The following is a 12382-nucleotide window of genomic DNA, read 5'->3' as shown; positions in this document are numbered from 1 at the left end:
TTAATTAAAAGCTGCTTTTAACGCAGAAAAAAACATGACATTTAAAGAATTAAATATTATTGAGCCCGTTTTGAAGGCTCTGAACGAAAAAGGATATATAAATCCGACTCCGATACAACAGCAAGCTATAGCTCCTGCACTGGATAATCGCGATATACTGGGCTTGGCACAAACAGGAACAGGTAAAACCGCAGCATTCTCATTACCCATCATACAGCAGCTGTATCAGAACAAAGTACATGGCAAAAAAAGGGATATAAGGGCACTGATATTAACCCCTACCCGTGAACTGGCAATTCAAATTAATGAGAGCCTGAATGACTATACCTCTTATACCGGTATACGCCACTGTGTGATATACGGAGGGGTGAAACAAAATGTTCAGGTGAGTCAACTGAAAGAAGGAATAGATATATTAGTTGCGACTCCGGGGCGTCTACTCGATTTAATGAATCAAAACATTATCAGCTTAAATTCTATTCGCCATTTTGTATTGGATGAAGCTGACCGCATGCTGGATATGGGATTCATTCATGATATTAAACGTTTACTACCTAAGCTTCCTAAAGAAAAGCAAACACTTTTCTTTTCGGCTACTATGCCTTCCTCTATAGCAGCTCTTTCACGCTCTATCTTACATAATCCGGTGAAAGTCGAAGTTACTCCTGTATCATCTGTTGTTGATACCATAGACCAATATATTTATTTTGTAGAAAAACAAGAGAAAAAAGACCTGCTCATAACCTTGTTGAGAAAAGACAGAAAAAGGTCAGCCCTGATATTTTCCCGAACTAAACATGGGGCAGACAAGATTGCACGTATACTCGATAAAGCGGGAATAGGCAGTGCAGCTATTCATGGGAACAAGTCCCAGAATGCAAGGCAACGAGCCTTATCTGATTTCAAATCTCATAAGATACAAACCCTTATCGCAACGGATATTGCAGCCAGAGGCATTGATATAAGTAATCTGGAATTAGTCATTAATTATGACTTGCCGGACGTTGCCGAAACTTACGTACACCGCATCGGTCGTACAGGTAGAGCTGGGAATACAGGAATGGCCTTAACATTCTGTGCTCAAGATGAACAAGGTCTGCTCAAGGATATTCAGAAACTTACAGGAAAGCGTCTAACAGTATCGAGCCAATAATAAACATTCTCTAAAACACAATAATATGGCAGCAAAACAGAATTCTTCAGCAAATAAAAAAGAAGGTGAAATAACCCGTTCTGAAAAAACATCGGCAACACAACAAGCCGAATCAGTGTTGAAAAATGCAAAAGAACGTGCCGGAGATGTTATCCATGTCGTAATTAGCGACAGGACTACTATTGAACTTCCGGCTCATTTATCACAGGAAGAGATAGATGCCCGTGTGGAGAAATATATAAAATTGCATAAATCGAAGATATAGATCTGTCCTGAATATTTGAAGGATGCATACGGTCAAGCCAGGAAAACGATGAATTCGTAATTGGTTTGATTTTCCAAATCTTAGAATGACAAGTAAAATAAACATACTCTTTAATTCAAAATAAAGATTTTAAAAATAAATATGGCGAGTACATTTAATAAAAAAGAAATAGAAAAAAAGAAGCAACAAAAGAGAAAAGAGAAACAGCAAAAACGGGAAGAAAGAAAAAATAATCCAGCCGATTCTTTTGAGGATATGATTGCTTATGTGGATGAAAACGGTGTTATAACCAGTACTCCTCCCGATCTCACTAATAAACGAAAAATAAAGAAAGAGAATATAGCTGTTTCTACACCGAGAAAAGAAGATATGGAAGATCCTATATTGGAGGGGCGTGTAGAATACTTTAACCCCGATAAGGGATATGGTTTCATAAAGCATACAGGAAGTACGGATAAATATTTTTTCCATGTTAGTAGTGCTCCAGCTTCCATTACAGAAGGAAATATGGTAACATTCGAGTTGGAACGTGGTCAAAAAGGCATGAATGCCGTAAGGATTACTCTTGCCAATAAGGACGGCCACTAATCAATAATAATTAATTAAGAAAAAGAATGAACATTTATGTATCAAATCTAAACTTTAGCACAACAAGCGAGAGTTTACAGGAATTATTTGCAGCGTATGGTGAAGTTGAATCTGCAAAGATTATCACAGACCGGGAAAGCAGTAGATCTCGCGGATTCGGTTTCGTTGAAATGCCAAATGACACCGAAGGGCAAAATGCTATCTCTGAATTGAACGAGACAGATTTTGAAGGAAAAACGATCAGTGTAAATGTTGCCCGCCCTAAAACAGATAGAAGCGGCGGCGGATACGATAACCGAGGCGGAAACGGTGGACATAATAGAAACCGCTATTAATCAAATAGTATAGTTAACGGGTAGGAGACTTTTCTTACCCGTTTTCTATTTTTACAATTGGTACCCCGATTATTTTCCGAATATTACAATTCGGAATCATTTATACAAACGCAATAGCATCCTTTTACCTATACCTGTGTTTGTTCCGGATATGATTAGTCAATATATTTTATCTGATCGAACGGGATACCGGCTCAAAGCAATACTTTGAACTTCCGTTGGAGAAATGCTGGAATATCTTTCGAAGGGCATATCTGCAGGCGAGTGGTCTATACCAAACAGTAAGAGGGCCGAGTATGAGTGATCATGCTGGGAAGATACAGGTATTGGGAGTGCAGGAAATCAAGCGAGAAAAGATATTTAAACTTCGTTTTATTCAGGGACGTAATCCAAAGTGGATAGATATTCCCTTTTTTGCTGAATATGCTCCCAAAGCAACTTGGTTCAATCAGCATAAACCTGCATTCGGTGAAGAAAAATTCTTCTTTGAAGACGACCGTTATAAACTTATTGATACAAAACCTTTCTTGTTTGAATAATGGAGAAAATTATATAAGGAGATTCTCTCTTCTGGGTTTCAATTCTATCTTTTATCTTAAGAAGATACGGCCTGTAAACTATAGGTACTTTCTTTGAGGCTATATTATTTTTACTTTTATACTATAAATATTTATAGCATAAAAGTAAGGTAGCGAATTATATAAAATAGTTAATTGAGTAAGAAAATGAAAAACAGGCTATATATCACGAAAGGACATTAGTCTATTAGCATATTCTATTCATTAAACTTAAACTCTACTTTCTGTAATGACTTGCTAAATAAGAGTTTATATTTTATCCGTATTGCCATGAATAATGACAATACTTCAACCTTCCATTTATATCATTGATTAAGTTATATTTAATAGAATGGATTATACTGAGGTCAATGGTATTATTTTACAGCAGGTTGTACCCATTTGAAAATATAAGAATCGACTGGAATAATCAATCGTTCTGATATTTTAGTCATACGTACAGGAAGCTTCATCAAAAAATCACGGGCACGTTCTGCTTCGTCTGTTAATCCCGTAATTTTATCTATCTGCCATTTGTCTATCAGTTTTTGCATAATATCCACATAATCAGTCGCGGTATATACCCCTATACGCTGTGCAGCATTTGAAAATTGTTCGAAGGCTGTGCTTATTTTCTCTTTCGATTCTCTTAGGAAGTGAGCGGGCATAACTATTTTTTGTTTCATCATATATTGGAATGCTAGCATCATTTCACTGGGGTCTACCTCAAATATGCGCCTTACAAATTCACTGTAAGCATGGTGATGCCGCATTTCGTCACTTGCAATACGTTTACACATCCTTGACAATTTTTCGTTGCTCATTTTTTTAGCTATTTCTGCTACACGATTGTGTGAAATGAAGGTCGCCAACTCCTGAAAGCTGGTGTATACAAAGTTTTTGTACGGATCTCTTCCTGTACCAATATCAAAACCGTCATTGATGAGATGTTGTGTAGTTTGCTCAATCTCTCTCATATTCACTCTGCCGGATAAATAAAGATATTTGTTTAATAAATCGCCGTGACGGTTTTCCTCACCTGTCCAATGTCTGATCCATTTTGACCAACCGTTACGCTTTTCGTCGTCTACATTGTCTATACCTTCTACGCCCATTAACCACGATTCATAAGTGGGTAAAGCCTCTTCTGTGATGGTGTCCCCGACCAATACGACCCAGAAATCGTAAGGAAGCTCTTTGGCCAGTTCGCGTAATTCTTTTACATCTTCGAAGAAAGTTTCTTTCTCTGAGTCAGGAAGATAATCAGTAGGTTGCCATATTTTTTCAACTGGAACCAGAAACTGAGTAATAAAATTATCTACATTCTTTTCTAAGAAGTGCATGACTTCTAATCGAATATTTGTAATTGACATTGTATTATAATTAATTAAAGCTTTCTACTACTGATCCGTTCTTTTTCTCAAAAACTGTCGAGAAGGGTGATCTTTTACAGTAAAAAGCTGGTGTAGTGTAAAGGTAGAATTATTTTCAAGCACTAATAGTAAATTGCTTTATTTTGTCATTTTCTACAAGTTATTAATAGTTAAATGATTATTATATAAGTGGATGAGATGAATTTTCATGAATTTTATTTTACTTGTTTCTTTATGAAAGATATTTGTACATCAATCTAGAACTGATAAATATAGTCAGCTAATTTGGTTATATGCAGCTAATTTGTGGCTACTTTTTTATGTCTGTATTTTTGGTATATAAATAGCTGATTTTATAGTCAAATGCTACCTAATATGAAAAATACCACTAAAACTGCCCCCTTTGTGCCGGTTTAAATAGGTCAGGGATTCCTTCTGAAAGTGACCCCTTAAATCTGATTAAAAGGGGGCCATTTTGAACAGAAATATGGGGGGCTATTTTATCGGAATATCCAGATGGGAAGCAAACGCTCTAAAATCTCTTGTTTGGTACTTACCGGAACCTCCGGCTTGTCCTGCAACAGTGATTGTAACTCCAATTCACTCAGAGCCAGAGCCGCCTCAAAATCTAATTTTGATTCCGCTAAACGCGAGAGATATTTAATAGGATTTACCAATAAGTAATGTCTGTTGTTTTTCGATTTATTTTTTTAATATATTTCAAAATTACAATACTGAATGATAGATTAATCTCCAATAGGTTACCAAGTTTAATTATAATTAATAAGAGTGAAAAAGTTGTCAACTTAGTAAAAAAAAACACTAAATTGACAGAACAAATTAACCTGAAAACTAGATTTCGCCGGATTAAAGTTTATTTTTCATATATACTATGAATATATATACTATGAAGAAGTTGATTAAAATAAATGGATATACATTGATAATAAATAAATATTATCTGCTGATTATTATTTGTTTTTTATCCTGTGGCAAAAGAAAAGAAGGAACCAGTGATACTAAGATAAAAAAGCTGGAAAATTTAAACGAAATTTATCAAAAGGATCGTTTTACTGAAAAAGGCAAAGTTCTTGCCTATAACTTAAGAGATGAAGCTCTAAAACAAAAAAATGATAAATATACAGGACTTTCCTATTACTATATGGGACTTGATTTATCATTCACTTACCCGGAATATATAGCCAATAAGGACAGTACTCTTTATTATTTCTTACTTGCTAAACAATATTCTAAGAAAGCCGGAGATAAAAAAGGAGAAATGATGTCAGACTATCAGATGGCTAAGATATATACATGGGAAGGAAATTTAGGATTGACTCTGAATCTAATAAAGCCGTTATTGAAAAGTGCTGAAGATTCTAATGATTCGGTTATGATAATACAGATCAATAAACTTTTATCAAAAATTTATCTTTTATTAAATAATCCGGATGAAGCCTACCGAAGAGCTGACGAAGGATATAAAGCTCTGAAAAAAGCACCTGATTATAATGCATATAATGCTGATTTATTTGAATTAGTTTTTGAAAAGGGCTCCAGTTTGTACTATAAGAAAGAATATAATAAATCTCTTTCTTATTGTGATACCTTACAAGGTTTTTTTCAAAAAAATATTTCTTCCAATCCCAATCAGGTTATTTATTATCAATACATTCTGGATGAATTAAAGATAATTAATCTGATAGAAACAGAGAAGTTAAATCACGCGATTATTTTAATCAATCAATTAAAAATATATCAGGATAAATACCCAGCCCTTAAAGAAATTAATTTAACCAATTGGAATTTCTTAAATGCCAAATATTATTTTAAACTTCGTAAATATTCCAAAACCCTGGAATATTTAGATTTCAGTTTATCAGACAATCTGTTCAAACAATTAAATATAGTTGATTATATCAATATTTACGAGTTAAAAGCCGATACTTATGCTGCACAAAATAATTATGCTGCAGCTACATCCACAAAAAAAGAGCTTAACCAATATTTGGATTCCATAAATAAAATAAATTTTATAGACCAAATAAATAATTTAAGAAATATAGAAAATATAGAAAAACTAATTATTGAAAATCAAAATAACAAAGAGAAATTATACTATACTAATTTTATAATAAGTCTTTTATCGATTATTGGTATATTACTATTACTTACTTTTTATATAATAAATCGCAACCTTAAAGAATTAAAATCAAAAAACAAGCAGATTTTCAGACAGTATAAAAATTTAGATAAATATACAGCAACACTTCATGATGTTGAGCATAATTATGACAGCCAGAATCTTAATAGTACCGATCAGATCCTTTTTGAAAAGATAGAAACGTATCTGCAATCTTCCAAATTATTCCTTAATCCGGAAATTACTAGAGAGGCGCTTGCCCTGGAATTAGGAACAAACCGGGAATATTTAATTAAGACCATACACAAATACACAGGAAAAACATTTAAAGAGTATATAAATGACAAGAGACTGGAATATTCACGCCATCTTTTAAGCTACTCTAAAGACTTGTCCATTGATGATATTTACATCTTGTGTGGTTTTAGCAGTAAAAAAAAATATTTTCATCTATTCGAAAACAAATATAACTTAACTCCTAAAGAACTAAGGGATATAGCAGCAGAATCTGAGATTGAAACTGATTAAATGTAATTGCGGAATGAAAAAAAATGTATATATACTATATTCCTTTAATATTTTGCTATTGATTAGCTCTTTTATAATTATATCTTGTAAAAAGAACAACCGGAATTCTGCCTCTGATAATATAGAAAAATTAGAAGCTCTCAGAAAACTTAGTTCTTCTGATTTCTTTTCTCCTGCCGGTTTAAAACAAATGCAATTATTAAGAGATCTGGCAAAAGAACAAAATAATGATTTATATACCGGATATGCATACCATTATTTATCTACTTATTATTTGAATGATAATGATCAAGACAGTGCCTTATACAATGGATTAGAAGCAATAAAATATTTTTCAAAAGCAAAAGAACCAGATTTGTTATTAGAAGCAAAAATAGAAGTAATTCGATGGGAAGCAAATTTCGGTAATACCCAAATAGCAGTAGAGGAAGTAAATAACCTTTTCAAAGAATTTCATAATAGCAATCTGAGTGATTTTCAAATACATAGATTGCAAGCTTATATTTATATTATTCTGGATAATCCCTATAAAGCCATGGAGAATTTTAACAAAATGTTAGAATTGAAAGCAAAACATAATATGGATTTGGGGGTCTCGTCTAAGTTTATATTCCATAAAGTGGCTGAAACAGCTATGAATGCAGGTGAATATAATCTTTCCCTCAGATATTGTGATTCAGCAAAATATTATTTAAAAAAATATCCTGATAATAATAATGCTACTCTAACTACTTTGGTTGATATTATCAGGCTGTCTGATTACGTAAATTTAGATCAAATGGACAAGGCTGATGAGATAATTGAAAAATATTCAACCCCAGCCTTTATTTCTCACGACAAATTTGCCCGTTATATCCGGTTTGTATTTACAGATTACTATTTAAAACGCAAAGAATATGATGAAGCATTAAACGCCATAAATGTATCCATTGAGGAGTTTAAAGAAACAAAATACAGATTTTACTACAAACAGGCACTCATGAAAAAGATTGCGATTCTTGAAGCTATGAAAGAGAATAAATCTGCCTATGAATTGAGAAATGCAATAGATTCTTATAAAGACTCTTTATACAGGGAAAACTCAATACAGGAATTAAATAATTTATATAATAATTATGAAGTAGAAAAAAATCATCAACTAAAAAAAGAGTCTAATCATCAACTAAAAAATAATTTGTTCATTATTGTACTTATGCTTACAGTAGTTGTTCTCTTGATAAATGTCGGAATTATATTTACAATTAATTATATTAAAATACGGAGAAAAAATTCACAGATACTTAGTCAATATAATGAAATAGATGAGTACAGGAAAAAGGTACTGGAACAAACACCTTCTAAGAATATTCTAGAAGAAGATCCCACTACTTCCCTTTTTGAAAAAATAGAATCCTATCTTTATTCTACACAAAAATTTCTTGACCCTACATTATCCAGAGAAATTCTATCGTCTGAACTGGAAACCAACAGGGAGTATCTTACTAAAGCCATAAAAAATAATGTACAAAAGTCATTTATGGAATATATTTATGACTTAAGGTTAGAACACGCCCGCCATCTTCTTTCTTATAATACCAATATTCCTGTACAGAAAATTTATGAACTTTCCGGCTTTACTAATAAAAGCACATTTTACCGGTTATTTAAGCAAAAGTATACATTGACACCTCAGGATTTCAGAAATCATATATTACAAAAAATGACCGATAAATAACCGGATATTTATAAAAAAACAAATAAACTACTTAAAATTCTGTTTTTTATCATACAAAATCTATCTTTTGGAATAGGTTTTTATCTCTTTTTTTTAAATCTACAAAAATATAAAATTTTGCAAATCTGGTAATTGCAACTGGTATACTATAGGTTTTGCAAGATGAGAATCAACTTGTCAGAGTAACGTAATACTTTTGCAGAGTAATTATTTAAAGTTGCTATTTCCTATTACCTGCAGTGCATTTAGATAAATACGAAATAGGTTGTTAGTTATTAGTTGAATGATTGTGTCCAATGCTTTGTGTGTCAGTTAGGTACATGATAAACTTCAATGTGGATTACAAAAAAAAATTAGAAACATAACAGAAAGTTGAGAGCAAAATGAATTATTTGAATCAAATACGAAAACCTAGGTTGTCAGATATTGGGTTGATTATTATTGATTTAGTGCCTAAATGTATAAATATTGATTCGGAATATCAGTTATTTAGAATTCTTCCCTATGAATTATCTGCCAGAATAGAACGTAGCGTCTATAATATAAGAAAGAGAAAACTATTTTATTATAGAGGATTATTACGTAACAAGTTGGCCGAGCATATACCTTCCGGTAATTATTACATTGTGGATAGTATGCCATTCGAAGTATGTAAATTGAGCAGAAGTTCCCCGAAGTAATATTTACAAAGAAGGTTATCAAAGAAATTTATTCACACCTAATCAAATCAGATTGGAGGTTCCCATGCGTGAAAATCAGAAGGATTATAAGCCTCAGGCATTTATCTTTCGTAAATCAATAAAACGCATTGAAACTTTGTTCACCTAACTATGCGATCAATTTATGATTCGCAGAAACTATGCTAAGTCTTTTGATGGATTCAAAAACTGAATGCTATCTAAGACGATGGCACTTACGGTTATACAATTTATTTATCAATTGTATAACAAAAATATTAACAATCTAGAAGCACATATTGCTTAAATGCACTACGGGGTCCTGATATATATTCTTACATAAAAAATCATCTTTAGCTTTTTCTGTTTAGAATATATATAAGAAATATTTAAATATATGTAATCACTTTTTTTAATCATAATCTCAATTATTATAAATATGAAAATTTCAAGAGCAATTCTTTTGATCTTCTTTATGGTATCATTAAAGCTTCTATCTCAGGTGGGAATAGGAACAACAAGCCCAAATACAACAGCTATATTGGAGGTGAGTTCTGATACTAAAGGGATTACGTTTCCTCATGTTGCCCTGATAGATACAGTGGATAAAACAACTGTTCCTTATCCGGTTGACGGAACCACTGTTTTTAATACATCTACCACAAATGGTATGGCTACCGGAATATATTTCTGGAATACATATCAGGGAGCCGGAGGGCAATGGGAACGTTTACTGGACAGTAATACTGATATAGACATTTCTTATATGGAAAATGACAGTATTGTTAAATATAATTATATAGTGGTTATAAATTCCGGATATCCGAGAGAGACTATTGCTGCTAACAGTAAATTTAACATAACTGTACCATCCGCCTCTCCCACCTATGTAACCTATTCGAATAAAGCTCCGGGAGGCATCAATATGGCCAACTGGCAGACTTTTCCCAGTGACACCAACTCACCTTATATGAATATTGGCACAGGCACTTTTATAGCCCCTACTACGGCTAATTACCAAATAACCTGTGGGGTTTACGGGGCTTATCAGTCCTCAGGCGGTTCGGGAACTATAGCTTTGTATATGACGATTGATGGAGTTACCGATGCTTCGCGTGCAGATATACAAATTGTAAGAGATTTCAATTCAGATCTTGAATATACTTATATAGGCCCTTTAAATGCAGGCCAACAAATAAGATGCTATATCACACAGGATTCCGGACGGAATTTCACAACACAAAATACATACTTCTATGCCAATTACATCAGATAAAAATTTTAAATAAAGATATTCTTATAATAAAATGAAAAAGTTAATATATCTAACCTATATCATTGTTTATTTTCTTCTACCTGTGGATATAACAGCACAGATAGGAATCGGAACGCCATCTCCCCGGCCATCCCTGTTACTCGATATTGACGGGAATAATACCCGGGGGGCTTTGCTTCCCAGATTTGGTATACCCAACCTTTTTCTGGCTAACCCGGTAAACGATCCTAAAACTGATCTGATAACGGTTAACAGCTATAACCGGTCGATTCCGGCACAAAGTACTGTTGATACCCGTGGACTTACGTACTGGGATGGAGACCAATGGAAGATGATTCGGAATGCAGATCAGTTGAACATTCGTCATTTATCAGGTGGAGGACAGGAGATGTCTGGTTTATTGATTCATTACGTTAGAACAGATTCTACGGTTTTTTCGTCCGCAGCCACAAGTAGCGATCAAAACGATGTACTCTCTATTCTTAATAAAATGCCGGAATTGTCGGTGAAAATAAATGATAGCCAGGAGGTTAATTGGGCTAGTGGCTATATCAAGGTATTCAATCGGGATTTTTTTCAACCTTTTCATTATAGTTCTACAAGAAGAGGTGAGCCTTTCAGGATAATAGTCCTCAACAATCTGGCTTACGTATATGAAATTACCTATAAATGGGAAGGTACTGTTTCACATAATCAGCCGGTTACCGCTGTTATTGGCTACGCTAATGGTACGGTAACGAGGCCTTGGACCCCACTAAGGATAACTATCACTTATCCTTCGGATAATAAAGTAAGTCTAAAAATTACCTGGAAAGGACGATTGAGGTACAATGGAGACTTGACAGCCGGATTAAGGCTTGCCTCTACTATAGGTTACAGCTATAGACAAACCTATGAAGAACTTATTGTAAGGAGGTTTGAAGAAGCTAAATAAACTTCAAATAAAATATGAATAAAATGAAAATATATATGTACTTTTTCCTGTTCTTTTTTACCTGCTCCCTGTCACATGCACAGGTTGCTATCATAAAGGCAGGGGGAACAGGCTCACCCGCCCATCCGTCAGCAATGCTTGATATGGATTTTGCAGAGAATAACAAACTGGGCGTATCATTTCCTAACATCAGTATCAGCGGAGCAACAACTCCATCGGTGGTTAACGGAGTTACTCCTGCAGAATATCTGATCGTTTTTTCTCCGGACAACAACGACTATTATGGATACAACATATGGTACGGAAACCAATGGCATACTTTGCTTACCGAAAGTGTACTGAAAACAAAGCTTTCAGAAAAAGGTATTTCCTATATAGGAAGTGCCAAGCTTTCCTCTCCGCAGACTTCATATAATGTTGCATCTTCTTCTTATATCCTTCCTATAAACTTTGTAATCGGTAATGGGCTTACCTTAAGCGGAAACTCATATACCATACCTTCCGGTGGCGGGATTTATAATATTAGCTGCAGTTCCACCTTAAACCTTTCATCTGCCGGTACAGGAGATATTATGGTGATGGTAGGCAGCGCTTCTGTCAGCTCTAAGGCTATGACCTCTTTTGTTGCAGGTACAGCTAATTATCTGACAGGATCTGTTACTTACTCTGCTGTTTTTACAGGGGGAGAAGTAGTGCAGTGCGCTGTGTCTTCTTCAGCATCGTTTATGGTTAAAGAGGCAATCATACAAGTAACGAAGACTGATTAAATTACTACTTTTTCAACAATTTAAATCAGTAATCCGAATAGGTATTTATTCGGATTATTCTTTATAAAAAAT

12 protein-coding genes and 1 pseudogene are annotated in these 12382 nt (G+C 33.8%); 11 read left to right on the top strand and 2 right to left on the bottom strand.

Annotation, left to right across the window (positions count from 1 at the left end; translation table 11 throughout):
• Positions 1 to 34: 34 nt before the first annotated feature.
• The 5 genes from BUC12_RS04485 (at position 35) to BUC12_RS04465 (ending at position 2880) form a co-directional block, all read left to right on the top strand.
• Positions 35 to 1153 (top strand): DEAD/DEAH box helicase, encoded by a 1119-nt coding sequence (locus BUC12_RS04485; RefSeq protein ID WP_062176384.1) that lies wholly within the window; start codon positions 35 to 37, stop codon positions 1151 to 1153.
• Positions 1154 to 1178: 25 nt separating this feature from the next.
• Positions 1179 to 1418 carry a hypothetical protein gene (locus BUC12_RS04480; RefSeq protein WP_062176388.1) on the top strand — a complete coding sequence of 80 codons (240 nt, stop codon included), beginning with the start codon at positions 1179 to 1181 and terminating at the stop codon, positions 1416 to 1418.
• A 141-nt stretch (positions 1419 to 1559) separates the two neighbouring features.
• Entirely contained in the window at positions 1560 to 2006 is a 447-nt protein-coding gene (locus BUC12_RS04475) for a cold-shock protein (RefSeq protein WP_062176390.1), read from the top strand.
• A gap of 26 nt (positions 2007 to 2032) precedes the next feature.
• Positions 2033 to 2341 (top strand): RNA recognition motif domain-containing protein, encoded by a 309-nt coding sequence (locus tag BUC12_RS04470; protein WP_062176393.1) that lies wholly within the window; start codon positions 2033 to 2035, stop codon positions 2339 to 2341.
• Positions 2342 to 2637: 296 nt separating this feature from the next.
• Positions 2638 to 2880 carry a hypothetical protein gene (locus BUC12_RS04465; protein ID WP_062176396.1) on the top strand — a complete coding sequence of 81 codons (243 nt, stop codon included), beginning with the start codon at positions 2638 to 2640 and terminating at the stop codon, positions 2878 to 2880.
• 395 nt (positions 2881 to 3275) lie between these two features.
• Here the strand turns inward: BUC12_RS04465 and BUC12_RS04460 are convergent, their stop codons facing one another.
• Entirely contained in the window at positions 3276 to 4271 is a 996-nt protein-coding gene (locus tag BUC12_RS04460) for an acyl-ACP desaturase (protein ID WP_062176399.1), read from the bottom strand.
• A 500-nt stretch (positions 4272 to 4771) separates the two neighbouring features.
• Entirely contained in the window at positions 4772 to 4948 is a 177-nt protein-coding gene (locus BUC12_RS19990) for a hypothetical protein (RefSeq protein WP_157257485.1), read from the bottom strand.
• A gap of 230 nt (positions 4949 to 5178) precedes the next feature.
• Here BUC12_RS19990 and BUC12_RS04455 point away from each other — a divergent pair, with 230 nt between their 5' ends.
• From BUC12_RS04455 to BUC12_RS04430, 6 genes and pseudogenes are all read left to right on the top strand, one after another.
• Positions 5179 to 6942 (top strand): helix-turn-helix domain-containing protein, encoded by a 1764-nt coding sequence (locus tag BUC12_RS04455; protein ID WP_157257487.1) that lies wholly within the window; start codon positions 5179 to 5181, stop codon positions 6940 to 6942.
• 13 nt (positions 6943 to 6955) lie between these two features.
• On the top strand, positions 6956 to 8656 hold the full coding sequence (locus BUC12_RS04450; protein WP_139262000.1) for a helix-turn-helix domain-containing protein: 1701 nt from the start codon (positions 6956 to 6958) through the stop codon (positions 8654 to 8656).
• Positions 8657 to 8976: 320 nt separating this feature from the next.
• Positions 8977 to 9640 (top strand): annotated as a pseudogene (locus BUC12_RS20505) (hypothetical protein).
• Positions 9641 to 9772: 132 nt separating this feature from the next.
• Positions 9773 to 10609, top strand: a complete 837-nt coding sequence (locus BUC12_RS04440) for a hypothetical protein (protein WP_062176410.1) — start codon at positions 9773 to 9775, stop codon at positions 10607 to 10609.
• Positions 10610 to 10640: 31 nt separating this feature from the next.
• Positions 10641 to 11543: a hypothetical protein gene (locus tag BUC12_RS04435; RefSeq protein WP_062176413.1), complete on the top strand. Its 903-nt coding sequence runs from the start codon at positions 10641 to 10643 to the stop codon at positions 11541 to 11543.
• Positions 11544 to 11557: 14 nt separating this feature from the next.
• Positions 11558 to 12310: a hypothetical protein gene (locus BUC12_RS04430; protein WP_062176416.1), complete on the top strand. Its 753-nt coding sequence runs from the start codon at positions 11558 to 11560 to the stop codon at positions 12308 to 12310.
• Positions 12311 to 12382 lie beyond the last annotated feature (72 nt).

The sequence above is a fragment of the Indolivaga macrotermitis genome (assembly GCF_900128985.1).
Lineage (GTDB): Bacteria > Bacteroidota > Bacteroidia > Bacteroidales > Dysgonomonadaceae > Dysgonomonas_A > Dysgonomonas_A macrotermitis.
This window is presented reverse-complemented; position numbering and strand designations above follow the sequence as displayed.